Here is a 25,919-nt window from a genome sequence, read left to right as displayed (position 1 = left end):
AGGATTTTTGTATTCAAGGGGGATTCAGGAGGCAACACGTTTGAGTTCCCTATACATAAAAATTACAACTCCATTAGACTTCTATCGTGTATTTTACCCAGCACCGTTTTCCCTGCTGTTACTTTTTCACCTACTTTAACCCTTATCTCAAAGGTAACTGAATCCGGTATAAAGACTTCTACCCGTGAACCAAATTTTATCATACCAAATCGTTGTCCCTGCCTAAGAACATCTCCAATCTTACAGGCACATACGATGCGTTTGGCAATCTTACCTGCAATCTGTTTTACTGCAATTTTTACATGACTTCCGGGCAAAGATAAACCCATCACATTATTTTCATTACTACGAAAACATTCATCATCTCTGGCATCCAGAAATTTACCTTTTGTGTGCTTAATAAACTCTACACGTCCATGCACTGGTATGCGGTTTACATGTACATTCAGTACGGACATAAAAATACTAATCTTTGTTGTATTGCATTGTAAATAATTATCTTCAAAAACCGGCACAATGTGAGATACTATCCCATCAGCCGGAGAAATGATAAGCCCGGTACCTTGAGGAACTTCTCTGTCCGGATCCCGAAAGAAGTTCAGTAAGAACATCAAGATAAACACCGGAACCGGAATCATCCATGGAAATACCATAAGGGAGAATCCAATTCCAACGATACAAGAAACACCAAAGATAATTAACTCTCTTAAACCATATTTAGCTAATGGAATACGCATAAATCTATAACGGAATGTTAACTCACTTTCTCTGAGAAAATGGAAGGGAAATTAACGCAGGCATTACCGAAAATACTGATTCCTTATAGGCTCAATGAATTGTTTTACTATACTAATATACATAATATGAAAATTTCAAATCCTTATAGGTTCAAAGAGAGATTCTCATCACCAGGGATGATGAATAAGCAATATTATAGTTTAATTCCTTGCAACTTCAATGAAATTCCCTTTTGGATTCCGGTTTTGAAAGATCTGCCGATGATTCAGAGAAACTGTATGGCAATCTTTTCGTCCACATACCCCCCGTGCCTTACTTTTGGTTTAAGATTAACATTAATAAATGATGTTACCGTCTCATAGCGTACAGCCTCGCGGGTTTCGCCATCATACCTGAATTTTACCGGTATCTTCTCTATCCCTGGTGGAATAATTCTCTGTCCAGGGACAAGAGAAGATACATCTATCTCATACCCTTCTGTAAAAATATTGAACGGCAAAACCGTATTGTTATAATAGAGGTTATTCTGATACGTTAACGTTACTTTTTGTATCGTTATGATTTTTATGAGTTCATCTTCCCGCCCTAAAGAGAGCGCATAGACAGGATGTCCCAATGCTTTCCCTATATCCCGGAGTATTGAGTTTTCAGAAGACGATAAGTAAATTATGTATCGCGGAATGAAGAGCCATTCACGCACAAGAATTGCGCCAAAATATTGGGTTCCATCAATAACGACAGTATCCTCTGTCTTATCAGTATCCGTACGCGCCTTTATTTTTTTATATTTCCATAAATCTCTCGCTTCTCCATCGAATTTTTTTAAATAGATTCCAATACCCAGAGTATCCAGCAACTTCTCATTTACTTCTTCAGCCGAATAGCCAAGGGCAGAACCAATCATACCACAAATAGTTGTTTTTGGCGGAAAAAGATAGCTTCTCTGATAGGTATGGTGATCAGCAAGCCGAAAGGAATTTACCTTTCCTACCACCTCGATGCGTAAAACTTCGATAGTATGAGCACCCATAGAGTAGTTAAAAGATAACGCTATCAGATGTAATATCAGCAATCATGGCGTTAATGGCCCCGTTGATTGGCATAACCTGATAACCAGCTTCAGATAATCTGGTTTTTATCTCTTCTTCATTAGAAAAGATACCACTACGGAGCCCAACAACCGTATGGTCGATAAAGGATGAGTCCTGAAACACTTCGAGGATGGTGTCGATATCAATAACCTCATTTTTATCCAAACACAGGGACTCTAAAAGAACAGGAATTTTTCTCGATTGGCGGGTATAGATTATGAACTTAGGCGATAAATCCGTCATAAATCTCGATTGTTTACCGCCTCCCCAGAGAGTCTTAAAAGATTCTAAAAGCGCTACAACCCTTTTTTTCCGCTCCTGAAGAGATAGTTCTATGGGATCGGGCTTTGCGTTTTTTTCTTTTTTCTCTAGTTCGTATCCTTTAAATCTTCCTACTCTATCCAGTTCTACCAAAATATCCGATTTGAAAAAGTTATAATAGATTTCAGTCTCGAATAAATTACCGCCAGCCTCCATCGTCTGTCCGTCTATACCCTCTTTGGATTTGGTTCCTAAATCACGGTCTCCTTTAAACGGAGCAAGTGCGATTGCCGCAGAAACTCTTACCGGAGCAGTTCTTCTGCGATTTTCTTTTCTTGATGCTATCATATAGCCGAAGAGGTCGTCATCAATAAAACGAGGATCTCCTGCTGTACTATCAACACCTTTGTTATTCTCTGATGAAAAAACAGGAGATAATGAAAAACCTTGCTCTCGCAGTTTTGTCCGAATAGCATATTTTTGGCTCTGACCAGAAATATAGGGAATGGTCTTGCCGTCAAGGCAGGTAATCTTTTTAATGGTAGCTACATTACCCTCAGTAAAACTGCCGTTGACACTTCCTAAGGATGTTTTAAAGATATAACTGATATTCAGGCAGTTACTCATTCTCTGCATCCTCCTTTTTCGGATTGTAAAAAAACTGATTTGCGGCAAAAATAGAAATGAGAGACTTATAATCTTCCCAGTTTTCCTCCCGTAGAGAGTCAAAGAGGTTCCTGTTATAGCTTATTTCTAATGGGAATTGGATCTGTGACAGAATCTTGATAAATTCGCTCTGACATCTGCAGTTCCGGATAGCATACAAAAACCCTTTCGTATCCTTTGCCTTCGATTTTCTTCCGATCTCTCCCCCTATCGCAGCGCACAGGGCAATCATACTTTCTTCCATTCCCGCCACCTCCTTGTTGTAAAGCCTGATAAAGTAAAATAGATTCTTGTTCGTCCTTTCAGATCGGAATAAATACTCTTCCAGGAGATCATTTGTTTTGGTGAAATTAAGGATACGCTCACAAATATGATTTCTCAAAACCGAATTCTCATCGGTCTTACTATACAACGCATTAAGAAATGCCGTCCATTCTATAGCCTCCTTTTTACCTCTGCCTATCAAAGGCAGATTTCTTGACTTTTCAAAAAAGACAAAAAGCTCCGTAATCCTGCTAAACTCTACCATGTGTTCAACGATAACAGTATTTCCCTGCTTTAAAGCCAGAATGCCTATTATCTTCTTTGCAGTAATACGATTGAACCATTCCTGTTTACTATCACACCTGAGCTTCTCAAAAAGAGAAAGCAAAAAAACAAAGAGGGTCTCATAGAGATACGTTGTAATAACCGATTGTTTATCAAAATTACCATAAGGATTACCGGTAAGAGCGCCCACCTCTGATTGTAAACGATACATTTCGGAAAGATCAGGGTCGTATAGTATAAAACAGCTCAGATACGCATTATGAATCGAAAAGTAGCTCTTATAAGAGCCTGCTAGTGCGGCAAGACTGCATTTTCCACACAGACGGAACTCACTATCCAAATTTGAGTAAAAGGTTTTAAGATTCGGGAAACCTACCAGTAAAGGGAAATGCATTCTATCAAGAGAAATCAGTTTTTTGAAACGGTCACCACAAAAAGAACAGGGCTTCCTTCCCGGTCTCAACATGTCACTGTTCACTATCGTTTTATTACTTAAAGCAAAGATCATTTTCGATGTAGGAATCTCATTTTCAATCGAGAGTTTGTATGTCTTGTTTTTAACCAGGAAATTTTCAAGTTCTTTGTGAACTGATACAGAAAGCCCTTTCAAAGGTATCTTTCCATCCGGTTTAGGTACAAAGCCCTGGAAATAATACTTTTTATCGATTCGGAGATCTCTTTTTCTTGATAAAACAAACCGATTGCTCGCCTGGTCATAGTAGAAGCCGTAATTATTTGTCTCATAAACAAATGATTCAATTAAAAGCCTTTTGAGTTCAGCAAAAAAAGAATCGGTGCATTTCTGATTAACACCGACGATTAATGTATCTGTCTCTAATGGAGACAGCTGTATGCCGAAGAGTTGTTCGAAATGAGCTTGATGGGATATGAGTATGCTGTAAAGACCAACAATTCCATTATCAATCCAGAAATTACCCGTTTTCTTAAAAACTATCCCGGTAAAATTGTTGTTTGTTTGCTGCGCTTGTAACTGTGTCATATAGTCTCCGATTACACACAACATTCTTACGTTATTCCCAATACACAACTCAATTAAGTATTTTAATACAATTCCTCTCCTCCATAACAAGAACCATTTAAACTATCTTATATTCTTCTACATATCCACATCCCATGCTATTGTTTTGTCCGAAGCCACATTCAAGACCAATTTTAATTAATTCTTTCGGACCGGTTACGGTAAAAGGCTGTAATGTTCCTTTTATACGAATGTACTTTCTATTGCCATCGAATCCTTCCTTAAAAATGGTAAACTGTTTCATGGATTTTCCTTTGACAGGATGGAAATGAAACTTCAATAATTCCCCCGGAAAAGATTTATTGTAGAGGATTTCATATTTGCGGGTAAGGTTTCGATTAAGGAATACTTCGTATTCTTCATCTCCCGGAAATAGATACATGTCTCTCTGTCCGGGAGGCATAGGTTTCTTAATAAAAATAGGAGATTCTAAAGGGTGTAAGCTTATGCTGTTTAGTGGGTCCTGAAGAATCTCAATTCCGGAGATAGAGACCATTTGATATCCCAGGGTAATTTCATTTCCTTCCCGGAATATCCCATCAATCAAGTGCTGAAGAAATTTATTGACTGGAGATGCAATTTGAAAAGAAAAGGTAAAAGGAACATTCTGAGAACCATTGAACAAAAAGCCATTCAAGCCCGGTAAGGTATTCAAATCGGTTGGGTGACGAAAACCGTTAGAACGCATGGCCTTGATTGGTTTGTGAAATGTTATACCTGAAAACACAAAAAGCTTGAACCGCTTATCCCTTCTGTAGATGTAACCTTGTTCATGAAGCCAGTGGGAATAATCAGGGTCTGATCTGGATAAAAATCCATAGATTAACGCTTGTATCTGATGCTGATAGTTAAAATCAATGAGCCCTGATTTTTCTGATGAGAGGGTTATCTTTATCCTCATTTTTTTAAACAACAAAATAACAAATTAGTATACGATGTCAATCATTTTTTAAAATATCTGTTTGACAAGCCCTGAAAAATTTGATATAGAAAATACTATATTCCTTGTTTTCATAACTTACCTTCTATCATAGGCATACATATAAAATAAAGGAGCTTCAATTGACTATTATTCATTGCATTAAGGCACGGGAAATTCTGGATTCCAGAGGGACTCCTACTGTAGAGGTTGATGTGATCTTAAGAGATGGAACGACGGGCCGTGCCGCTGTGCCATCAGGCGCATCCACGGGAAAGCGGGAGGCTCTTGAATTGAGAGATACCGATAAGCCGTCCCGCTATTTGGGAAAAGGAGTCAGAACGGCCGTTAAAAATGTGAATGAGATTATTGCACCCAAATTGGAGGGAATGGATGTTACTGGTCAGGTTGAAATCGACACCCTGCTGATAACATTAGACGGAACAAAAAATAAGGAAAAACTGGGAGCGAACGCTATTTTAGGTGTTTCCTTAGCTGCTGCCAGGGCAGCAGCCAATGCATTATGCCTTCCACTCTATCGGTACATTGGCGGCACAAATGCCAAAATACTGCCTGTGCCCATGATGAATATCTTAAATGGTGGTAAACATGCTGATAACAACGTAGATATCCAGGAATTTATGATCATGCCGGTCCTTGCTGCTAATTTTGCTGAGGCGTTGCGCATGGGAGCTGAAGTCTTTCACAGGCTCCGCTCAGTATTAAAGTCCAGGGGGTACAATACCAATGTGGGCGATGAAGGCGGTTTTGCCCCGAATTTAAAAACCAATGAAGAGGCCCTCGATCTCATTCTGGAAGCAATTCAAAAAGCAGGCTATACAGCGGGTAAAGACATATATCTTGCAATTGATGCAGCCGCAAGTGAATTTTATAAGGATGGCACCTATATCTTGCGTGCTGAGGAAGGAGCAAAAAAGACCAGTGATGAAATGATCAGTCTTTATTCCAAAATGTTAACCAGGTATCCTATCTGCAGCATAGAAGATGGCCTTTCGGAAGAAGACTGGGACGGCTGGAAAAAATTAACGAATACCTTAGGGAATAAAATTCAACTTGTCGGTGATGATGTATTTGTTACCAATACGGAAATCCTCGCCAAGGGAATTGAACAAAAGGTAGCAAACTCCATCCTTATCAAGGTGAATCAAATAGGCACACTCACAGAGACTCTCAATGCCATTGAGATGGCCAAAATAAACGGATATACCACCGTTATCTCGCATCGTTCAGGGGAAACGGAAGACACAACAATTGCCGATATTGCCGTAGCTACCAATGCAGGTCAGATTAAAACAGGTTCTCTTTCCAGAACGGATCGGATATGCAAATATAATCAACTCTTGCGTATCGAAGAAGACCTTTCTGATAATGTAATTTACGGGGGCACAGTATGCAAGATGGTAAAGTAAACAGAGAAGGAGATGAACACCCCTCTCAATCTTCCCCTCCTGGAGAAGGACCGAATACCATTTCCTCTTCCATGAAAGAAAAATTTGCAAAGCTTTCAGGTGAAGATACAACAATAAAAGATAGCTTAGAAATTAGCTCAGAAAAAAATACGTATTTTGTCAAGTTACTCCTGATGATAGGTATTACATCGTGTGTGGTAATTCTCTTTTCTTCAATAATCAGCAAGGTTCGGCAGGAAAGATACCGTATGTTAGAAGAGAAGAAGATGCTTGAAAGACAAGCTGCACAGCTAGAGACCAGCAACTCTCAGCTTGAGAATGAGTACTCTGCTCTGAAAAACGACCCGATTCGTATTGAAAAAGAAGCTCGTGAGCAATATGGGTTTATAAGACCCGATGAAATACTCTATACAAAACATAATTTTCGCATCAAAAGTATTACCAAAAAAGAACCCGTAAAAGAAGTAACTCAAAATCGATGGAAGATATTTTTCTTTGAAGGACCTTTTCGATGGCAATTGCCAGCCTTGATTATTCTCTTTGCAACCGCTTTTTATATAATCTCCTATCACTATGAACATAGAAAACTACATAAATCAAATCGTTAAATATGCAAAAATAGCATCGCGGACTATTGCTTCCGCGAGCACGATTACAAAAAACGATGCACTGAATTACATGGCAGAGGAAATAATCTCCTCTGCTTCGATACTCAAATCAGAAAATGAAAAAGATATCCTTGCTGCCCAGAATGCCGGCCTGTCAGAGGCCATGATAGACCGCCTCCGCCTTACCGAGGGCCGCATTAAAGGTATGGCTGATGGTGTCAGACAGATTATCAACTTACCAGACCCTGTCGGAGAGTTATTACAGGGATATACCCGCCCGAATGGCTTACAAATTCAAAAAATACGTGTCCCCATTGGCGTTATTGCTATCATCTATGAATCCCGGCCTAACGTAACAGCCGATGCAGCAGCGCTGTGTTTAAAGGCAGGTAATGCGGTTATTCTGCGTGGAGGTAAGGAATCAATCCACTCCAACAGAGCCATCTATACATTACTTACTTCTGCCCTTGAAAAAGCAGGATTGGACAAACGATGTATCCAGCTTGTGGAAGTTATCGAACGTGAAGCTATTGATTATTTACTCAAGGCAGATCAGTATGTAGATGTTGTTATTCCCCGTGGCGGCGAGTCTCTTATTCGTACCGTAGTAGAAAAATCTACTATTCCCGTTATCAAACATTATAAGGGTGTATGCCATATCTACGTCGATGAATTTGCGAATCTCAATATGGCCGAAGATGTCTGTTTTAATGCCAAGGTACAACGCCCTGCTACCTGTAATGCCATGGAAACCATGGTAGTACACGAAAGAATTTCAGAAACTTTTTTATCTACTATTATAAAAAAGTTTCTTGATGCAGGGGTGGAAATAAGAGCTTGTAATAAAGCCTATCCTATCTTAGGCAGGAGCCATCTTCTGACGGCAATGAATGGCAATTATGTAAGGAATATAAAACAGGCTACAGATGAAGACTTTTATAACGAATACCTCGACCTGATTGTAAATGTGAAGGTTGTGCATACCTTTGATAATGCACTCGACCACATAGCCAAACATGGATCAAACCACTCCGATGCAATCATCACAGATAATGTCAATAACGCCCTGAGATTTACCAAAGAGGTAGATTCAGCAGCCGTATATGTCAATGCCTCTACCCGTTTCACCGATGGTTATGAATTTGGCATGGGTGCTGAGATTGGCATCAGCACCGATAAACTTCATGCCCGGGGCCCCATGGGTCTTGAGGAACTCACATCATATAAATTTGTAGTATTTGGGAATGGACAGTTAAGAAAATAGTACTCCTTCGGCCAGTATTTGTTCTCTTCAGTAAAATTCACCATAGAATTACCGGTAGGGTGGATGAAACGAAGTGAATCCACCATTGCACCGTAATGACATTGCCTTGCCGGGAGCAGCCCAAAAAGGTTGCCCCGCACAATTGAAATTCCTAACCAGGAAACTAGGATATACCATAAATTCTCATAAAATTATCTATAGACCAGGTTATCGATTCACATATAAAACACAATAGTATTCATTCCAGAAAAATGGTGGAAAAATGGGTAAAAAGGTACATTAATTGCATACTTTACCCGTATAGATACGCTAAAGAAAATGTAAAATTTTACCATTTATTGTAAAGGAGAGGAGAATGCTACGACAAAACTATCGTAACTTTTTGGCACAAGATATGAATGCAATTATTGAGACGCTTCCACTGTCCGATTTACAAAAACATTTTCTTCGATCACGCTGGCTGAATCATGTGCTGTGGATGGAAGGCAAGGCAAATGAAGCTCATAGTCGATACTATATCCTGCGCCTGATCACTATTGTCGGAGGTGTAATCATTCCTACCCTGGTAAGTTTAAATATTATTGGCGCCGCAGCTTCACCTGTTAGATGGGGTACATTGGGTCTTGGGTTGCTCGTAGCCGTCAGTATTGCAATAGAAGAATTCTTCCACTTTGGAGAACGCTGGCGCCACTATCGTAAAACAGTAGAATGGTTGAAGATAGAAGGTTGGCAATTTTTTCAATTAGGCGGCCCTTACCAAAATTACTTAGATCATATTGATGCATATCCCGTCTTTGCCAACCGTGTGGAATCTATTATTCAACGGGATGTTGAGGTGTATATCACTGAAATAGTACATGAAAAAAAAGAGGAAAAGCTCAATAATTCCATAACTCCAAACAAGATAAATAAGTTAGATATCGCCATTCAAAAGAGAATTGAATCCTGATGTAACAATTGAAGCCTTGCCATATTCAAAGAAGTATTTGCCGAGAATTTTTTAACATCGATCCGAGAGCCTCTGAATTGGCATTTTTTTACCTCAGCATAATTATCTGTAACAATGCCAATATAGACTAAACCTACCGGTTTTTCTTTTGTCCCACCGGTAGGACCGGCAATACCGGTGATTCCGATGCCAATATTTGATGAGGCTCTCTTTCTTACACCTTCGGCCATAGCCTTTGCTACCTGTGGACTTACAGCACCATACTCCAAAACAAGTTCCCTGGGCACACCCAATATATCAACCTTTGCCTTATTGCTATAAGCAACAACACCTTCCAAAAAAAACTCTGAAACACCAGGTATGTTTGTAAGCTTATCAGAAACTAATCCACCGGTACAGGACTCTGCAATGGCAATTGTTTTGCGATACTTTCTGAGAAGTGCAGTAACTGTGTACTCAAGTGTTTCATCGCCCACTCCAAATACTGCATCACCCAATTCCATTCGGATGTCTATCTCTGCCCTGTCCAGAAGACTTACAGCATCTTCCCTTTTTCCTGCAGTTGCAAGGAGTTCGATAGTTACAACACCATTGTGTACTAATGTCATTGACTGCACTTGCCCCTGGCTTACTATAGTATCATGCGGTAGCTTCTGCTCTGCTTTTCTATGAGAAGAGTTATTCGTAATGTTTTTGATAATTTGATATCGCAATATACATTTTTTTACTCTATCTGCCACAACAGATTCACGGATGCCGAAGGTATGTAAATCTCTTGATACGATACATCCTTCTTCTCTTTTGTTGAATGCGTAAACCTCCAAATATTTATTTAACATAGACTTCATTTCTGTGTGAACTCCGGGCAAAGAAACAATTTCCTTATCGTTATAATAAAGAGCAAATCCTGTGGCAGTTCCATTATCGTTGGTTATTACCAATGCACCTTCAGGAACGAGCGCCTGCCTATCATGCTCATCCATCAAACGAACCTGGCGTTCCTCCATAAACTTCTGAATATGTATACAGGCATCTTTGTTATGTACCAGGCGAACACCAAAAAATTCTGATACAACTTCACGGGTCACATCACTTGCTGTAAGACCTAATCCCCCTGTCGTAATTATTAAATTCACCCGTTCTCTGGCAATTTTCAGGACAGACTTCAACAATTCTCTGTCATCGCTTACCGACGTCCGGAATTGTACCTGAATTCCTTTTTCTGTTAATGCTTTTGCAATATAGGGAGCATTTGTATCTGCAATTTGCCCTAATACGATTTCCGTTCCTATCGTAATAATCTCTGCCGTTATCATAGGTTAAATAATAGTTTTGTCTATGAATGGATACGAATTTACACGGATATTTTCAAATGTATCGTATTCATATTCATTCGTGGCTAATTGCCTCTTCCGATTTATGAAAATGATGAAATATTGCATGTGCAACTATGGGTGGGAGTTTGCTAATTTCGATTAATTGCTCAACCGTGGCGTTTCGTATACCTTCAATACTTCCAAAACACTTCATTAAGGCCTTTTTGCGTGCAGTTCCAACTCCGGAAATTTCATCAAGGGGTGATTTATAGTATTCTTTAGCCCGCAGTTTTCTATGATAGGTAATAGCAAAGCGATGGGCCTCGTCTCGAATTTTATCAAGAAATAAAAGTTCAGATGAGGATGGATTGAGCATAATGGGTTCCGGCATATAAGGAACAAAAACCTGTTCCCCGATCTTTTCTCCTGTCACATTATTTGCTGTTTTGCCTTTGGCAAGGGCAATTACATCAACATTGCCAATTGCCAGTTCCTCAAACACCTTTAAGGCAACACCCAATTGGCCCTTGCCGCCATCCACCACAATTAAATGAGGCAAGTCGCCTTCTTCCATAGCCCTCTTATACCTTCTGGTTAACACCTCGTGCATCATAGCATAATCATCGATCTTGCCTACTGTTTTAATTCTGAACCGTTTATACCGGGATTTGTTTGGCTTTCCCTGTTCAAAAGTAACCATAGACCCTACCGCCTGTTTACCAAAGGTATTGGAAATATCAAAACATTCTATACGTTCCGGTATTTGTTGTAATCTGAGGGTTTCTTTCAGGGCATGTAATGTCCTGGTAAAATCTCTGCTATGAACCTGAGATACCAGCCACGCATTTTCAGCATTCTTCTGTGCCATTTCAATAAGACGCATCTTCTCACCCCGATGAGGGCATATAACCACCACTCTTTTACCCTTCCTTTCACTAAGCCATTCCTCAAGCAACTCCGCATCCTCAGATTCTGTAGGAATAATCACTTCAGAAGGTATAAATCTTGTCTGGCTGTAAAATTGATTCAAAAAAGATCTGAATATCTCTCCGATGGTAGTATGTCTTGAAGAAAAATGATAAGAGGATACATCTTCCATATTACCCGCCCTGATAAACATAACCTGAATATACACCTCATTTCCATTTATATAATATCCAAAAACGTCACGGTCTATAAAATTCATGGAATGGATTTTCTGCTTCTCCACCGTTTCCTCAATATCCCGAATACGATCACGTATCTTTGCAGCCTTCTCGTACTGCATAGCTTTGGATTCCTCATACATCTGCTTTCTCAGTATATCGATAAGGTCTTCATGTTTCCCTTTTAAAATCAGGGCTACCTGATCGATCAGGCCCCGATATGTTTCCTCATCTACAAGACCACAACATGGTCCCATGCATTTATGAATCTGATAGTAAAGGCATGGCCTGGTCCTCTTTTTTAACACACTATCAGGACATTTGCGAATAGGAATGGTTTCGTTAATATACCGTAATGTCTCCCTTACAGCCCTCGTAGAAGCATACGGTCCGAAATACAGTGCACCATTATCCTCAATTTGGCGTACTACCCTGGGGTACGGAAATGTATCATTAACATCGAGCCTGATACTTATAAAGGTCTTATTATCACGGAGATCAATATTAAATTTTGGTTTAAATTGTTTAATCAGGTTATTTTCAAGAATAAGCGCCTCTTTTTCTGTTTCGGTAAGCACAAAATCAATATCTGCAATAGTTTGTACCAGATGCTCTGTATATAACCTATTGTCTGTATTCTTACGAAAATAACTTCTCACCCGATTTCTCAAATTCTTGGCTTTCCCCACATAGATTACCTCGTGTTTAGCATCCATCATAAGATAAACACCCGGTGAAACGGGAATCTTCTTTAGCTTGTTTTGCAATTTCACAAAAAATACCTCTTCTTTTCATTACAAGTCTATGGTAAATCAATCTCTAAAGCAAAAATCATTATCAATATTTATACCATGCATACCCTCCTTTGTAAATATTCCTTTGACAATATTTACTACCGATGTTAGTATACGCCTACTATGGTAAATATCAAGGACCGTTCACAACTATTAACTGAACAGCGTAATCCCCGTACCACCGATATTGACTGCAAAACCACCCTGGAAATCATCGATATAATTAATGCCGAAGACGCAAAGGTCTTTACGGCCATCCATAGAGAACGGAAACATATCGCAAAGGCTGCTGACCTGATCGTTGATGCTTTTAAGGCTGGTGGCAGGCTTATATACGTTGGCTCAGGAACCAGCGGAAGACTTGGTATATTAGATGCAGCCGAGTGCCCTCCCACCTTTGGCACTAATCCTCATATGATCACCGGCATCATTGCAGGTGGTGAGAAGGCAGTATTTCAATCGATAGAAGGCGCCGAGGATTTACCGGAAGATGGCGCACATGATATTCAACGAAAAGAGGTAAACCATCGGGATGTTGTTGTTGGTATTACCACAGGAGGCACAACCCCGTATGTTATGGGCGCCCTTTTCGAAGCGAAAAAACGCAATGCAAAAACAATCTTTTTGTGCTGCAATCCGGAGACTACGCCGAACTTCGATATTGATGTCATTATCAGACCAATTGCAGGACCTGAAGTCATAGCAGGTTCTACCCGTATGAAGGCTGGTACGGTTACAAAGCTCATATTAAATATGCTAACCACAACAGCCATGATTAAGATGGGAAAGGTCTATGAAAATCTTATGATAGATTTACGGGTTCTCAACGCAAAACTTGCTGATCGTGCAGAACGTATTATCATGACCGTTACCGGTATCGGTCGGGAAGATGCCAAAAAATTGTTAGAAGCCGCCTTTGGTAACGTAAAAGTTGCTCTTGTTATGCAAAAACTTACTCTTGACTATGCAGAAGCAAAAAAAAGATTAGATGCTCAGGATGGTTTTGTAAGAAAAGTTTTAGAAAAATATTAGAATAATAGCTGCGGAAACATGGATTTTAAAGTGAGAAATATTCATAGTAACTATCATTTTTTGAAGGTAGATATAAAGTTCATCCCTGCAAAAACCCTGATCTATAACCGCTTTGAATTAAATCATCATCGCTCCTTTGCCTGTTCAATTATTTTCAATTGAACCGAAGTGCTCAGTATGTTTACCCCTCATAGCACAAATTCAAATCCAAAAATACCTTCCAAAATTCATAATAACAGGTTTTTTAATAATTTTATTAAATTTTGACCTGTGGCTATGGTATAGTATCTTGATTTATTCCATAAAAGTTATATTATATCGGAGAACTTATCATACGAAAGCATCAACAGTATCTTATTCACATCCCTGAGTGAAGGAGTTTCGTAAGTGAATCAAAAGAATTTATTGCTTATTATCTTACTTGGCATTATTGTATCATCCAGCAGCGGATGTGCTGCCCTTTTAGTCGGTGGAGGCGCTGGCGCCGGGACGATTGCATATTTAAAGGGTGATTTAAGGTCTCTGGAAGAGGCATCGCTTCAGAGAGTTTGGGAAGCAGCACAAAAGGCCATACAGGAGTTGGAATTTGTCGTAACGAGCAAACAAAAAGACATCTTCTCTGCCAAACTTATTGCACATGGAGCACAAGATAAGAAGGTTACGGTTAATTTGAAAAAAATATCAGATAATTTAACGGAAATTAAAATTCGCGTAGGAATTTTTGGAGACGAATCGCTCTCCCGGTTACTGTTGGAAAGAGTTAGGAAACACCTTTGATTATGACAGTTTTCTCCCCATGAATAGCGATACTCATTTACAAACGACTCCTTAACTATCTCGTTATTTACCTCACGCTTTTCAGATTCTCTTTCTTATGATAACTTTTGGGATAATTTGCTTTTAAAAATTACTTATGAACGGAGGTTTAATCATAATGCCGAAGAAATTGCCCTTCATTATATTGCTTGGAATCGTCCTGCTCTCTGGTGGCGGATGTGCAGCTCTCAGAGGTGGAGGCGCTGCAGCCGGAACAGTTGCATACGTCATGGGTGAGTTAAGGTCCATGGAAGAAGCGTCATTAGAGAGGACCTGGGAAGCAGCCCAGAAAACTATGGAAGATTTGGAATTTATCGTAACAAGCAAACAAAAGGATGTATTAACAGCCAGGCTTATAGCGCGCGGAGCAAACGATAAGAAAATTGTGATACAACTCAAGAAGGTATCAGAAGATTTAACAGAAGTAAGAATCCGTGTCGGAACTTTTGGGGATGAATCGCTTTCCCGCCAGATCCTGGAGAGGTTAAAGAAAAACCTTGGTATAGGCAGTGATGCCGCCGCCGCCGGAACAGCTGCATATACACTCGGTGAATTACGGTCGATGGAACAGGTATCTCTGGACAGAACCTGGCAAGCCGCACAGAAAGCCGTAGAAGACCTGGAATACACGGTAACGAGCAGAGAAAAAGATGCATTAGCTGCCAATTTGATTGCGCGTGGGGCGGGTGACAAAAAGATCGAAATTAATCTCAGGAAGGTATCAGAAGAGATGACGGAAGTGAGAATCCGTGTCGGAACGTTTGGGGATGAATCGCTTTCCCGTTTAGTTTTAAAGAGGATAAAAAAGAACCTGTTTTTTTAAGGTTACAGGGGATAGAAAAGAGAAGATTATCCTGGTAAATACGCATTTTACATTCTTATCCATCCTGTTTTTCAGAAATGATATCAGAAAACAAGAAAACAGAAAAATCGGTTGCCGCAAGACACGCTGGTTTATTTTTGTTTACGTGGTGGAGAGAGTAATATAAACAAAATCAATATTACTATTTACCATAATGTATTGGGTTTATTTATCCTGAGAAACAAAGGTCTTTTATTTAAGATCTTTCTTGTTACTCAGAATACATAGAACCTTCTACATTATGGTAAAATATTCCTTTGATCTCATGTAATCACGGGAAAAAACATGTATATAAATCGAGAGACTACAAGTAAAAGTATGCACATGTAATACAATACTTTTTTGTTATACCCTTGGCTGGCGGCGCACCAAACTAAGAATCAACATAACAACAAAGACTGCAATAAAGATATAAAACAGGATTTGAGCAATACCTGCGGTTGCCGCTGCAATGCCGCCAAATCCAAAAACACCAGCAATAATAGAGATAATAAAAAAAACAATAGCCCAGTAAAGCATAATAAGGTCTCCTTTCTATAAATATTCAATGAGTCTTTATAAAATTTTACCCTGCTTTATTCTTAATTTGAGAAACAGAGAATAACACGCAAGAAATAATCGTGATTTACTATACATTAATTTGAAGAACAGGTAAGGGAAGGTTGTATCAAAAGATATACCATGAAACAGAAAAAACAGTTTAATTATATTTTATGGCAAAAATAGTACCTATATGCTGCAAAAGAAAGGGTAAACTATGAAATAAAAAGAGCAAGTATGTAACCTGTCACACAGGTGTGTCGCCACAGATATGTGACATGTCACGTATCTGGTTGGGTGAATATAACCTCCAAAATTATTGCTTGTTGATATTGCACATCCATATTATAATATAATTGCATAACGATTCAAAAAGCCTTGCAAAATAGCTGCATTTCCTATAAATGTATCATGTAAATCTTCGCTGCAATACTATCAAATGGAGATTTCAATGAGGCCAGAAAATTGTAATCATGCCCATAATTTCGATTGGGAACTCTATCCACAAGCTGAAAATTTCTTAATCCGGCATATTAGTACATTCCTGGAAAACAACAGTTTTGCCCGTACACTTTCCTCTTCCATCGAACACGAAACCTCTACACTGTTTTTTGATTGGATTGATCATATGGTTTTACCAGAAAATATCGTTAGTGAAAAAGCCCTTGATGAATTTGGCTTTCGGAGGATGGATTCCTTAGAGGTGCCGCCCGATATGAAAGTCTTTATGCATCCAGGCGCCATTTTCTTTCCTGTCCTCCTTACCAAAGGAAGATGTACGGAAGTTATACTGAAACCAGAGAGATTGGATCATTTTATTCAGATGCTTGGAAAAGGTTTTTCTATAGAAGGAGACATCTATGGACATTACAGAAAAGCTGTTATTTCTCATCAGGATAATTCGATTCTTTCGGCTGTTGAAAGAAGAGGGTATAACGGTTTCCTTCTATCGGCAAATGCGCATGATGCGCAAGAATACAGACAAGCCCTGGAAATATTTTTCTGCAGACAACGATACTTTGAAGACCCTGGGGAAGGTATGAATGCAACTTTGCTCCTGATAAAAAACCTTTGTAAAAAGCTCTCTCCTGCAAGGGTAACCGATGCGTTTTTCAGGGCTGAACGAGTATACTGGGAAAGAAAAAACAGTGCGGGGCAAACTCAGAAAGCCCGCCAGGACAGGGTGGGGCTGGGATGGGGAAATCATGACCATCACACCTATCGTACATCACGTAACAATTTTACGAGGCTTATAAAGATCTTTGAAACCCTTGGATTCGTATGCCGCGAACAGTTTTTTGCCGGTGAGGAAGCCGGTTGGGGCGCTCAGGTGCTTGAACATCCTCAATGCAACATCGTGTTATTTACTGATGTCGATCTCCTGAAAGAGGAAAAAAGCAAAGATTTCTCTCACTACGATCTGGAACAAACCACCCGGCTTGGAACAGTCGGGCTCTGGGTAGAACTCCACGGAGAGAGTATGCTGCAGGCAGGTCTTCATCACCTTGCAGCGCGATTCAATTTTGAAAAGATACGTACAGATCTTAAAAGGCAAAACATCAATACCATGCACCCATTTTCTTATTTTGAATTTTTGAAACAAGCGTTTACAGAAGCCGAAACCTGGAAGGTAGAGCCAAAACGCTTAAACAAACTTTTTGAGAAGAATGCTATTACCAGGGCGCAATATGAAACATTTCTCAGGAATGGTACCATAGGCAGCCACTTAGAAAATTTGCAAAGAACTCGGGGATTTAAAGGATTTAATCAGCGTTCCGTATCAGCTATAATCAAAGCTACAGATCCCAGGGAATATAAGTTTCAGGGAGCATAATATAGTTTAAATGAAAATATCGCCATACCGCCATTTTTCATTATTTCGGATTGATGTGTTAAATCCGGCACACAACCGCTGCATTTTTAATAGTATTCTTTTTGCATCAATCTGCGTTGCTAACGTTGCCTGAAAATCACTGATAAGAGTTGGGTAAAGCCGAAGCATGTGAATTCGGGAATCACAGACCTCAACGGTAAAAATAAAAGACTCATCATTACGCTCTCTCTCATCAACTGCATAATCATCGATAAAATCACCAGCACTGTAGATAATCGGCTTGCCGAGATATATCTCTATACCTTGAAAAACGTGGCAGGAATGACCAAAGACGATATCAGCGCCAGCATTAATTAATGTATGACCAAAAGGAATATGGTGAGGTTGAGGCAGATTTCCCCAATTTGGTCCCCAATGAGCCGAGACAACTAAGACCTGTACCTCTTTTTTCGTGCTGCGGATAATCTCAAAGAGTCTCTTCGCCCGGTTATCTTCGGTATCGACAGGAACATAAAAAATGCCTGGCTTTTCTTCCGTTGCTTCCCAGTCTGACTCATTATCAGTAAAGGCAATAAATCCTATCTTCATCCCCCCCGTCTCAAGAAATGCTGGCCGTGATGCCTCATTTCTATTGATACCGGCGCCAGCATGACGAATACCTGCATTATCTAAAATCTTCAACATCTCAAACATCGCTTCATATTCATAATCCAGGGTATGATTATTAGCCAAAGAAACAATATGTATTCCGGCAGCTTTCAATACTTCAATATTTTTGGCATCCGACCTGAAATGGAAAACCTTGGGGGTTATTGTCCATGGATTACCCCGGTTGGAGATCACACATTCAAGATTGCAAATTCGTACATCAGCATCCCAAAAAATTGGTAACGTATTGCCCCATGGATGAGTCGGCAATTCTTCCTGTAATATTTCGTTAACGAATCGGCCAAGCATTACATCACCGGTGAAAAGAAATTTCATTGTTACTTTTTCTTAACGAATACATTGAACAATGCGGTAATTTTATATTTTCAGAAGAAAATTTTTGATAAACCAATCCCGCGCTAATTGCGCAACTTTTTCCAACGCGCCGGGTTCTTCAAAAAGATGAGTAGCGCCCGGTATGATAACAAGTTCTTTGGGACACTTCAACCGTATATATGCTGCCTCATTCAGCGGGATAACCGGTTTATCATCACCCCCTGCAATAAGCAAGGTAGGCGCCTGAACATGCGACAGATGCTCCATAGCAAGATCAGGGCGTCCTCCGCGTGAAACTACAGCCGCAATCTTATTCGGCTCACGCGCTGCTGCCTGAAGCGCTGCGCCAGCGCCGGTACTTGCTCCAAAAAAACCTATCCTCATATCTTTCATCTCTGACTGATCCTGTACCCAATGTGTATTGGCTAAAAGGCGTCCAGCGAGAAGATCTATGTCGAAGACCTTTTGGCGGTCCATAGCCTCCGATTCCTCTAGCAGGTCTACCAGTAATGTAGCAATACCCGCATCCTGGAGAACCCGCGCAACGAAATTATTTCGGGGACTGAAACGACCACTCCCGCTGCCATGAGCAAATATAACCACTCCTTTGGTCCGGAGAGGTAAACCCAAAATACCCTGGAGGCGCACAGTATCCGCAAGAATCTCAACCTCCTTTTCGTGCTTTTCTATGGTTATTGATTGATTCATATTCCATCCACCTTACCTTTCCTGAGCTTACAACTACTCAAAACACTTGCGTAGAACAAAGGCATGATTCCCATACATAATACCGACATTATATGCGCATATGAGTAGAAATGCCGTTCCGCACCTTATCCTGAGTGTCTACTCAAAATTACCTCCCTCAGCCCTTTCAGGCATTCACCGGTTTCTGAGGCTTGAACTTAGCCCAGTTACGATGAAGAATTTCAATAGCTTCCTCATCACTTACCTGATTAAAGTCGAGGTACCACGCACCTACGGCGATAAATGAATCCGGAATGCTGAGACAAATTATTTCATCTGCAAAATCATACAGTATATCCAAACTCCCCTGAGCGGCAACAGGCACCGCAGCGATCAACGTTGCAGGATTACGCCGGCGGAGACCTTCTAATGCCGCACGAAATGTATAACCCGTTGCAATACCATCGTCAACGACAACAATTTTCCTTCCGGTAATTTCCGGAGACGGCCGACCGGCCCGATACAACTGCAGCCGCCGTTCAATCTCTTCCCGCTGATAGGCTATCTCGCTTCTGAGATATTCTTGCGAGGCGCCTACAGCGCGAACCAGCTCTTCATTAATAATACTGATATTGTCACCGTCCACTACAGCGCCAATACCCAATTCAGGCTGATAGGGAGCCCGGATTTTACGGACAATAACTACATCAAGAGGAGCGGACAGTGCTTCGGCAATTTCGTCAGCAACGACAATTCCCCCGCGTGGAATACCCAATACCATGAACGGTTGATTGCGGTATCCACGTTTTGTAAGTTCATCAGCAAGCCTGCTCCCTGCATCACGCCGATCTTTAAAAATAATATTTTTCATAATAACCTCCTTTCAATTAGAAGATATACCTTATCTGTTATATGTCAATACAAATTTCTACAAAAATATCTCAAACAGACTATCGATATTGTTCAAGAAGCCCTATCCCGTTCAGGCGCCATTTACTGTTTACTGCACATTTTTCATATTGACATTTAAAACATATGTTTTATACTTATGTTTTAAATGAGTATTTTAAATTCTGATCATACTATGATTGATGCGCTTAATCTCAAGACGCGACAACGACTTTTGGAAGCAGCGGGTGAAGTATTCGCAACCGTTGGGTTTCGGAACGCTACCATCCGTGAGATTTGCAAGCGGGCACACGCAAACGTAGCGGCAGTTAACTACTATTTCCATGATAAAGAGGCCCTTTACTCGGCAGTTCTGCAGTACACTCACCAATGTGCAGTCGAAAAATATCCTCCCAATCTTGGCTTGGGTGATAACGCAACTGCCGTACAGCGGCTACGGGCATTTATACGGTCGTTTCTTCTCCGCTTCTTCGATGAAGGCCGTCCTGCATGGCATGGTAAGCTTATGGCACGGGAGATGATTGAACCGACGCACGCTCTTGATGTGCTGGTAGAAAATGAGATCCGCCCCAATTCACAGCTCTTAGAGTTGATTGTGCGCGAACTGCTTGATTTCAGAGCAAATAATGAATTCATTCAACTATGCGTCAGAAGTATTGTTTCCCAATGCGTTTTTTACCATCATGCACGACCCGTAATCAACCGTCTCTATCCTGACCAGAAATACCGTCGTGAGGATATTGAACGATTAACGGATCACATTACCCGTTTCTCGCTTGGAGCTTTAAAAGAATTCAAAAAGCAATTACGGATCAAGAAAAAATGAATTTTATTGCATTAAAAATGCTTGTCGGAAATCGGGCTAAATATCTGGGCATTATTATCGGATTAACCTTTGCATCCCTGCTCATTACCCAACAAGCAGCAATCTTTCTGGGATTGATGACACGGACGTACAGCTTCCTGACGGATACGTCACTTCCCGACATATGGGTGGTAGACCCAAAAATACAATTCGTTGACGATCTCAAACCGTTAAAAGAAACGGAATCACTTCGCGTTCGAAGCGTGGAAGGCGTTGCATGGGCGGTCCCGATGTATAAAGGGCTGCTGAAGGCCCGACTTCCCAACGGAACTTTCCAGACATGTAATTTTATTGGTCTTGATGATGAGACGTTAATCGGTGGTCCGCCGGAAATGCTGCAGGGACGGTTAGCAGACCTCCGCCGCAGTGACGCCGTTATTGTTGATATTGTCGGCGCTGCCGGCAAGCTGGCAACCGTTTTACCGGATGGGAGGCGTATACCCCTGAAAATTGGCGATACTATGGAGCTGAACGACCATCGCGCTGTCGTTGTTGGTATTTGCCGGGTACAGAGAACTTTTCAGTCGCAGCCGGTTGTTTATACAACCTTCTCACGGGCGACTATCTTTGCGCCCCGTGAGCGCAAACTGATGTCATTCATACTGGTGAAAGCAAAACCAGGGCAAGATTTTCATGAACTATGCCAGCGTATCCGGCGGATAACCGGCCTGGCTGCATATACGCGGGAAGATTTCATAACGCTTACCGTCCGGTATTACATGAAATACACCGGTATCCCTATTAATTTTGGGATTACGGTTGTGCTCGGTTTCATAGTCGGTATTGCTATCGCAGGACAGACATTTCACAACTTTACCCTTGATAACCTTCGTTATTTTGGAACACTAAAGGCAATGGGCGCCTCGGATGGTATGCTGTTGCGAATGATCATGCTACAGGCAACTATGGTTGGCTGTATCGGATATGGGCTTGGGGTCGGAGCCGCTTCGGCTCTAGGTCTCATGTCAGGCAGCACAGAACTCTCTTTCCAACTGCCGTGGCAGCTCCTGCTTTTTAGCGCGATTGCCGTTACTTTGATTTGCGTTGCTTCAGCAGCACTGAGCATGCTGAAAGTAATACGATTGGAACCGGCAATTGTCTTTAAGAGCTAATGAGGTATTTTTAGATTACCATAGGTATAATTACCGATTACGCAGACAAGAGAATAGAAATTTAGCACAACATCTTCCTGAATATAAGGATAAAGATTTTAACCGTATGAAAAATAAGGATACTATTGCAGTCCGTTGTAAAGGCATTACGAAAACCTACGGGACCGGAGACACACAGGTGCATGCCCTGAGCGGTGTGGATCTGGAAGTCCGCACGGGTGAACATATGATGCTCGTTGGTCCTTCAGGCAGTGGCAAGACCACATTGATCTCTATTATTGCAGGTGTCCTCGATCGGGACGGTGGCGAATGCGTGGTATTTGACCATGATTTTGCCCATATGAACCGTTATGAGAAAACGAGGTACCGTGGACAAAATATCGGGTTTGTCTTCCAATTGTTCAATCTCATCCCGTCTCTGTCGGCAGCTGAAAACGTTGCCGTGCCCCTGTTAATCAACGGAGTCAGGAGGCGCGAGGCAATTGACAGGGCGCGGGAAATTCTTGGCCGCGTTGGGCTGGGAAACCGTACGTTCTCCCTGCCGGAAGAACTATCAGGCGGCCAGCAGCAGAGGGTCGCCATTGCACGGGCAATTGTGCATAATCCAAGGCTTATCGTTTGTGACGAGCCTACCAGCGCGCTTGATCACGAAACCGGACACAAGGTCATGGAGCTTTTATGTCAGGTAGCAGTTGGCACTGATCGCGTGTTAATCGTTGTTACCCATGATGCGCGTATTTTCGAATTCGCCAGCCGTATTGCTAAAATGGATGACGGCCACATTATTTCGGTAACAAATACACCCCGTTATATATCGGATGAAAAAAAAGAATTAGGAGTTTCCCATGATTAGAAAATACCTGCTTCCCATCCTTGCCGTATTCGGCATAGGATTCGCCATTCTAACGGTTATCAATGGCAACAGAGCCATTCCTGCCGCTCCGCCTGTTGTTGAACCTGCTGCCCCGCCTTTTACCTCATCTGTAGCAGGCGCCGGTATCGTTGAGGCAAATACTGAAAACATTGCTATCGGCACACTCATAGATGGTGTTGTCTCAGAGATTTATGTTTCTGTTGGTACCAGGGTTAAAGACGGAGATCCATTGTTCAAGATTGATGACAGGGAGCTGAAGGCGCAACTAACGGTACGAACCATGGCATTGCATGTGGCAGAAGCAGGCGTTAAGGTAGCAAAGGCCTCGCTGGCAGATGAGCAGAACCAACTAAGCAGAGCAGAAATTTTAGCAAGCAGACAAGTCATCAGCGTTGATGAACTTGACAGGCACCGTTATGCTGTGCAGATTGCCGATTCAAAATTAGCTCAGGCACGGGCCGAAGTCACATCAGCAAAGGCGCAGATAAAAGAGACGAAGGTGAATCTTGACAGGATCATTGTGCGCGCACCTGTCGACGGAGAAATCCTGCAGATAAAAATTCACCCCGGAGAATTTGCTCCCGCGGGAGTCACCCAAACACCGCTTATCCTTATGGGCAATACCGATCCCTTGCACGTTCGCGTTGATGTGGATGAAAACGATGCATGGCGGGTTCGCCCTCTATCGCCTGCAGTGGCTTTTTTACGAGGTAACCGGGAGGTAAAAACACCTTTAAAATTTGTACGTTTTGAGCCTTATGTCATCCCGAAAAAGTCCCTCACCGGAGATAGCACCGAGCGGGTAGATACGCGTGTCCTTCAGGTCATTTACCGCTTTGAGCACACCGATTTGCCTGTTTTTGTTGGTCAGCAGATGGATGTGTTCATTGAAGCGCCTGATCAATTGAGTTTAAAAAGTAATAACGACCGGATAGTAAAATAGGCCTTCGGCGACTTTTTAGATACACGGCATATGGCGCTTAAAGACAACCCCCTTGCCCCATATGCATCAAGCTAAGAATAATGTTCCATGAAAAAGGAGGCTATCCCCTTGGAGAAAGAGCAATGTGTGTCCATATTTCCCTCTAATCCCCCCTAACCCCCCTTTAAAAAGAGGGGAAAGAGGGATTTCCTCCTTTTCTAAAACATCCATATATTTCCCCCTTTTTTAAAGGGGGATCAGGAGGGATTACAGGTGGTTTGTTATTCTTCACCGTTTACCTACCTACTTTAGCTTGATGCATATGCCCTTCACCCCCGCCAGCAGGGGACAACGCTTGTCCCCTTCCGTGAGGGGACTTTTTTATTCCCCTGCAAGAGACGTAAAATCTTGCGTTTTACGTCTCATTTGCACACAATGACCATGAATCGTTAACCTTTTTATATAATCTAAAATTAGGAAGTAATCATCAAAGGCGCAAACCTAATGTTTCGTTTCTTCCTTTGGAGACTTTGGCGTCTCTTCTGGCGCTTTACCCGTTGAGCGAACGGAAACAAATTTATTAAGGATGTCGAACCAAAACGGAGCGCCAAGGGAGGCAGCGCCTGCCGTCAACAGTAACCCTAATATCTTTGTAAGCCATCCCCATCCTGCCGGTTTACTGCCGGGAATATTCCAGCCTAACGGTATTCCGAGTTGCTGTAGTTCGGCAATTTCCTTCTTGAATTCCTTAAAAGCTGCGCCAGTATTCGCTTTATTACCATCTGCCGGAGGAAAAGATTTCCGGTTAGACTTTTCAGCTATTGTAACAAGCGCGGCGCGCAATGTAGAATCATTTGAGAGACTCCTGGTAATCGATACGGTATCAACATTTAGTACACACGTAAACAAGAGCGCCAATCCAAAAGTTAGTACTTGTATTTTTCGCTTATACCAGCCAGATACCCGTTCCATTGAGTTATTGAACCAAATCTCAATATTTTCCCGCAGCTTATTCAGGGCGGTTTCTGTTTTTTTGATATCAAGCCCTGATTCTATAAGATTGCTCTCTGTCTCATTCATCAGAACAAGAAGCACTTCTTTCAAGTCCTTGCTGATCCTATCATCCGTTAATCTGCCGACCACATCACGAATTTTATCCAATGTTCTTGAACGATCAGGATTTTCAGGATCGTGATGAGGAATAACAATATCCATCAAGGCAATAGCAAAAGTTCGTGATGGTATGTATGATGGCATTTTCCCTTTGCGGTACAATCCTCTCACGAGAGGATGATTATATAACTGATGCTCCATCCCTTTGTCGTACTGCAAAAGATTTCGTATTCCTTCTGCAAGGGTTTTTGCACGCCATTTTGTTAATGAAGCGATCAATTCATTGGCAGCAGTGCATACCAGACTCAACGATAGGTATATAAAAATTACACCAATTGCAACTTCGATCATCGATGAACCGAACATTTTGATCTCCTTTCAGATACTAAAGTACCAGGGAAACCTAGCCTCAGAGCACATAAAGAAATCATTACATTTCAGAACATAAAGAAAATGGAAATTCAATAACGCAGGAATAGTGTAGACAAAAGTCACGTATCTCCACATAAGTTGCGCAGAAATAGGATAAATTTGTCCAAGAGTAGCCAAATACCAGGAAATTAAGGACCGTATGGCTGAAAAAGCCTGAAAAATAAGGGT

25 protein-coding genes are annotated in these 25,919 nt (G+C 41.3%); 12 read left to right on the top strand and 13 right to left on the bottom strand.

All coding sequences use genetic code 11. The features are described 5' to 3' along the window. Positions 1 to 62: 62 nt before the first annotated feature. The 5 genes from FBQ94_RS10420 to cas6 form a co-directional block, all read right to left on the bottom strand. Positions 63 to 737: a phosphatidylserine decarboxylase family protein gene (locus FBQ94_RS10420; RefSeq protein WP_007222921.1), complete on the bottom strand. Its 675-nt coding sequence runs from the start codon at positions 735 to 737 to the stop codon at positions 63 to 65. A gap of 266 nt (positions 738 to 1,003) precedes the next feature. Further along, positions 1,004 to 1,810 carry a CRISPR-associated protein Cas5 gene (gene cas5, locus FBQ94_RS10415; protein ID WP_285442121.1) on the bottom strand — a complete coding sequence of 269 codons (807 nt, stop codon included), beginning with the start codon at positions 1,808 to 1,810 and terminating at the stop codon, positions 1,004 to 1,006. Next, positions 1,776 to 2,717 (bottom strand): type I-B CRISPR-associated protein Cas7/Cst2/DevR, encoded by a 942-nt coding sequence (gene cas7i / locus FBQ94_RS10410; RefSeq protein ID WP_007222923.1) that lies wholly within the window; start codon positions 2,715 to 2,717, stop codon positions 1,776 to 1,778. Before cas7i ends, cas5 begins: the two co-directional genes overlap by 35 nt. After that, positions 2,710 to 4,305 (bottom strand): hypothetical protein, encoded by a 1,596-nt coding sequence (locus FBQ94_RS10405; RefSeq protein ID WP_040544511.1) that lies wholly within the window; start codon positions 4,303 to 4,305, stop codon positions 2,710 to 2,712. The genes cas7i and FBQ94_RS10405 overlap by 8 nt, the downstream gene beginning before the upstream one ends. A gap of 97 nt (positions 4,306 to 4,402) precedes the next feature. Further along, positions 4,403 to 5,245 carry a CRISPR-associated endoribonuclease Cas6 gene (cas6, locus tag FBQ94_RS10400; protein ID WP_007222925.1) on the bottom strand — a complete coding sequence of 281 codons (843 nt, stop codon included), beginning with the start codon at positions 5,243 to 5,245 and terminating at the stop codon, positions 4,403 to 4,405. A gap of 161 nt (positions 5,246 to 5,406) precedes the next feature. On the opposite strand from cas6, the gene eno reads away from it, so the two are divergent. The 4 genes from eno (at position 5,407) to FBQ94_RS10380 (ending at position 9,514) form a co-directional block, all read left to right on the top strand. Then, complete coding sequence (eno, locus tag FBQ94_RS10395) at positions 5,407 to 6,693, top strand: phosphopyruvate hydratase (protein WP_007222926.1); 1,287 nt, start codon at positions 5,407 to 5,409, stop codon at positions 6,691 to 6,693. Beyond that, on the top strand, positions 6,675 to 7,301 hold the full coding sequence (locus FBQ94_RS10390) for an FtsB family cell division protein (RefSeq protein ID WP_007222927.1): 627 nt from the start codon (positions 6,675 to 6,677) through the stop codon (positions 7,299 to 7,301). The genes eno and FBQ94_RS10390 overlap by 19 nt, the downstream gene beginning before the upstream one ends. Continuing rightward, a complete protein-coding gene (locus tag FBQ94_RS10385; RefSeq protein ID WP_040544514.1) occupies positions 7,267 to 8,565 on the top strand; it encodes a glutamate-5-semialdehyde dehydrogenase in 1,299 nt (432 codons plus the stop codon). The genes FBQ94_RS10390 and FBQ94_RS10385 overlap by 35 nt, the downstream gene beginning before the upstream one ends. Positions 8,566 to 8,920: 355 nt before the next feature. Beyond that, entirely contained in the window at positions 8,921 to 9,514 is a 594-nt protein-coding gene (locus FBQ94_RS10380; protein WP_007222929.1) for a DUF4231 domain-containing protein, read from the top strand. On the opposite strand, the gene FBQ94_RS10375 is transcribed toward FBQ94_RS10380, so the two are convergent. Continuing rightward, a complete protein-coding gene (locus FBQ94_RS10375; protein WP_007222930.1) occupies positions 9,493 to 10,830 on the bottom strand; it encodes a competence/damage-inducible protein A in 1,338 nt (445 codons plus the stop codon). The two genes, FBQ94_RS10380 and FBQ94_RS10375, sit on opposite strands and share 22 nt — an antisense overlap. Before the next feature lie 73 nt (positions 10,831 to 10,903). Continuing rightward, positions 10,904 to 12,748, bottom strand: coding sequence for an excinuclease ABC subunit UvrC (uvrC, locus tag FBQ94_RS10370; protein ID WP_007222931.1), 1,845 nt, complete (start codon positions 12,746 to 12,748; stop codon positions 10,904 to 10,906). A 144-nt stretch (positions 12,749 to 12,892) separates the two neighbouring features. Here uvrC and murQ point away from each other — a divergent pair, with 144 nt between their 5' ends. The 3 genes from murQ to FBQ94_RS10355 all read left to right on the top strand — a co-directional run bounded on the left by murQ (position 12,893) and on the right by FBQ94_RS10355 (position 15,440). Continuing rightward, complete coding sequence (gene murQ / locus FBQ94_RS10365) at positions 12,893 to 13,801, top strand: N-acetylmuramic acid 6-phosphate etherase (RefSeq protein ID WP_007222932.1); 909 nt, start codon at positions 12,893 to 12,895, stop codon at positions 13,799 to 13,801. A 387-nt stretch (positions 13,802 to 14,188) separates the two neighbouring features. Then, positions 14,189 to 14,578: a DUF3568 family protein gene (locus FBQ94_RS10360; protein ID WP_007222933.1), complete on the top strand. Its 390-nt coding sequence runs from the start codon at positions 14,189 to 14,191 to the stop codon at positions 14,576 to 14,578. Between the two features lie 157 nt (positions 14,579 to 14,735). Then, the gene (locus FBQ94_RS10355; protein ID WP_007222934.1) at positions 14,736 to 15,440 is read left to right on the top strand and encodes a DUF3568 family protein; all 705 of its coding nucleotides are present in this window, start codon (positions 14,736 to 14,738) and stop codon (positions 15,438 to 15,440) included. A gap of 384 nt (positions 15,441 to 15,824) precedes the next feature. Here the strand turns inward: FBQ94_RS10355 and FBQ94_RS10350 are convergent, their stop codons facing one another. Beyond that, positions 15,825 to 15,998, bottom strand: a complete 174-nt coding sequence (locus tag FBQ94_RS10350) for a DUF1328 domain-containing protein (protein WP_007222935.1) — start codon at positions 15,996 to 15,998, stop codon at positions 15,825 to 15,827. Positions 15,999 to 16,470: 472 nt separating this feature from the next. Between FBQ94_RS10350 and FBQ94_RS10345 the strand changes: the two genes are divergently transcribed. Beyond that, positions 16,471 to 17,853 (top strand): hypothetical protein, encoded by a 1,383-nt coding sequence (locus FBQ94_RS10345; RefSeq protein WP_007222936.1) that lies wholly within the window; start codon positions 16,471 to 16,473, stop codon positions 17,851 to 17,853. 6 nt (positions 17,854 to 17,859) lie between these two features. On the opposite strand, the gene FBQ94_RS10340 is transcribed toward FBQ94_RS10345, so the two are convergent. From FBQ94_RS10340 to FBQ94_RS10330, 3 genes are all read right to left on the bottom strand, one after another. After that, positions 17,860 to 18,837, bottom strand: coding sequence for a CapA family protein (locus FBQ94_RS10340; protein ID WP_007222937.1), 978 nt, complete (start codon positions 18,835 to 18,837; stop codon positions 17,860 to 17,862). Positions 18,838 to 18,879: 42 nt separating this feature from the next. Next, positions 18,880 to 19,545 (bottom strand): dienelactone hydrolase family protein, encoded by a 666-nt coding sequence (locus FBQ94_RS10335; protein ID WP_007222938.1) that lies wholly within the window; start codon positions 19,543 to 19,545, stop codon positions 18,880 to 18,882. Positions 19,546 to 19,711: 166 nt separating this feature from the next. After that, the gene (locus FBQ94_RS10330) at positions 19,712 to 20,395 is read right to left on the bottom strand and encodes a phosphoribosyltransferase (protein ID WP_007222939.1); all 684 of its coding nucleotides are present in this window, start codon (positions 20,393 to 20,395) and stop codon (positions 19,712 to 19,714) included. Positions 20,396 to 20,581: 186 nt separating this feature from the next. Between FBQ94_RS10330 and FBQ94_RS10325 the strand changes: the two genes are divergently transcribed. The 4 genes from FBQ94_RS10325 to FBQ94_RS10310 are packed head-to-tail and all read left to right on the top strand — an operon-like array spanning position 20,582 to position 24,227. Continuing rightward, positions 20,582 to 21,259, top strand: coding sequence for a CerR family C-terminal domain-containing protein (locus FBQ94_RS10325; protein WP_285442120.1), 678 nt, complete (start codon positions 20,582 to 20,584; stop codon positions 21,257 to 21,259). After that, positions 21,256 to 22,410, top strand: coding sequence for an ABC transporter permease (locus FBQ94_RS10320; protein WP_007222941.1), 1,155 nt, complete (start codon positions 21,256 to 21,258; stop codon positions 22,408 to 22,410). Before FBQ94_RS10325 ends, FBQ94_RS10320 begins: the two co-directional genes overlap by 4 nt. After that, entirely contained in the window at positions 22,394 to 23,263 is an 870-nt protein-coding gene (locus tag FBQ94_RS10315; RefSeq protein ID WP_007222942.1) for an ABC transporter ATP-binding protein, read from the top strand. The genes FBQ94_RS10320 and FBQ94_RS10315 overlap by 17 nt, the downstream gene beginning before the upstream one ends. Further along, positions 23,256 to 24,227, top strand: coding sequence for an efflux RND transporter periplasmic adaptor subunit (locus tag FBQ94_RS10310; RefSeq protein ID WP_007222943.1), 972 nt, complete (start codon positions 23,256 to 23,258; stop codon positions 24,225 to 24,227). Before FBQ94_RS10315 ends, FBQ94_RS10310 begins: the two co-directional genes overlap by 8 nt. 480 nt (positions 24,228 to 24,707) lie before the next feature. On the opposite strand, the gene FBQ94_RS10305 is transcribed toward FBQ94_RS10310, so the two are convergent. After that, the gene (locus tag FBQ94_RS10305) at positions 24,708 to 25,685 is read right to left on the bottom strand and encodes a hypothetical protein (RefSeq protein ID WP_007222944.1); all 978 of its coding nucleotides are present in this window, start codon (positions 25,683 to 25,685) and stop codon (positions 24,708 to 24,710) included. A 12-nt stretch (positions 25,686 to 25,697) separates the two neighbouring features. Next, the coding region (locus FBQ94_RS10300; RefSeq protein WP_285442119.1) for a hypothetical protein at positions 25,698 to 25,919 on the bottom strand (222 nt) is incomplete at its 5' end.

Origin of the sequence: Candidatus Jettenia sp. AMX1, from assembly GCF_030263775.1 — a bacterium.
Classification (GTDB): Bacteria; Planctomycetota; Brocadiia; order Brocadiales; family Brocadiaceae; genus Jettenia; species Jettenia caeni.
This window is presented reverse-complemented; position numbering and strand designations above follow the sequence as displayed.

Coding starts and splice junctions, on each gene's coding strand:
- FBQ94_RS10420 (WP_007222921.1), bottom strand. CDS start 737: ATGCGTATTCCATTAGCTAAATATGGTTTAAGAGAGTTAATTATCTTT.
- cas7i (WP_007222923.1), bottom strand. CDS start 2,717: ATGAGTAACTGCCTGAATATCAGTTATATCTTTAAAACATCCTTAGGA.
- FBQ94_RS10405 (WP_040544511.1), bottom strand. CDS start 4,305: ATGACACAGTTACAAGCGCAGCAAACAAACAACAATTTTACCGGGATA.
- cas6 (WP_007222925.1), bottom strand. CDS start 5,245: ATGAGGATAAAGATAACCCTCTCATCAGAAAAATCAGGGCTCATTGAT.
- FBQ94_RS10390 (WP_007222927.1), top strand. CDS start 6,675: ATGCAAGATGGTAAAGTAAACAGAGAAGGAGATGAACACCCCTCTCAA.
- FBQ94_RS10385 (WP_040544514.1), top strand. CDS start 7,267: ATGAACATAGAAAACTACATAAATCAAATCGTTAAATATGCAAAAATA.
- FBQ94_RS10380 (WP_007222929.1), top strand. CDS start 8,921: ATGCTACGACAAAACTATCGTAACTTTTTGGCACAAGATATGAATGCA.
- FBQ94_RS10375 (WP_007222930.1), bottom strand. CDS start 10,830: ATGATAACGGCAGAGATTATTACGATAGGAACGGAAATCGTATTAGGG.
- murQ (WP_007222932.1), top strand. CDS start 12,893: ATGGTAAATATCAAGGACCGTTCACAACTATTAACTGAACAGCGTAAT.
- FBQ94_RS10355 (WP_007222934.1), top strand. CDS start 14,736: ATGCCGAAGAAATTGCCCTTCATTATATTGCTTGGAATCGTCCTGCTC.
- FBQ94_RS10350 (WP_007222935.1), bottom strand. CDS start 15,998: ATGCTTTACTGGGCTATTGTTTTTTTTATTATCTCTATTATTGCTGGT.
- FBQ94_RS10345 (WP_007222936.1), top strand. CDS start 16,471: ATGAGGCCAGAAAATTGTAATCATGCCCATAATTTCGATTGGGAACTC.
- FBQ94_RS10340 (WP_007222937.1), bottom strand. CDS start 18,837: ATGAAATTTCTTTTCACCGGTGATGTAATGCTTGGCCGATTCGTTAAC.
- FBQ94_RS10335 (WP_007222938.1), bottom strand. CDS start 19,545: ATGAATCAATCAATAACCATAGAAAAGCACGAAAAGGAGGTTGAGATT.
- FBQ94_RS10330 (WP_007222939.1), bottom strand. CDS start 20,395: ATGAAAAATATTATTTTTAAAGATCGGCGTGATGCAGGGAGCAGGCTT.
- FBQ94_RS10325 (WP_285442120.1), top strand. CDS start 20,582: ATGAGTATTTTAAATTCTGATCATACTATGATTGATGCGCTTAATCTC.
- FBQ94_RS10320 (WP_007222941.1), top strand. CDS start 21,256: ATGAATTTTATTGCATTAAAAATGCTTGTCGGAAATCGGGCTAAATAT.
- FBQ94_RS10310 (WP_007222943.1), top strand. CDS start 23,256: ATGATTAGAAAATACCTGCTTCCCATCCTTGCCGTATTCGGCATAGGA.
- FBQ94_RS10305 (WP_007222944.1), bottom strand. CDS start 25,685: ATGTTCGGTTCATCGATGATCGAAGTTGCAATTGGTGTAATTTTTATA.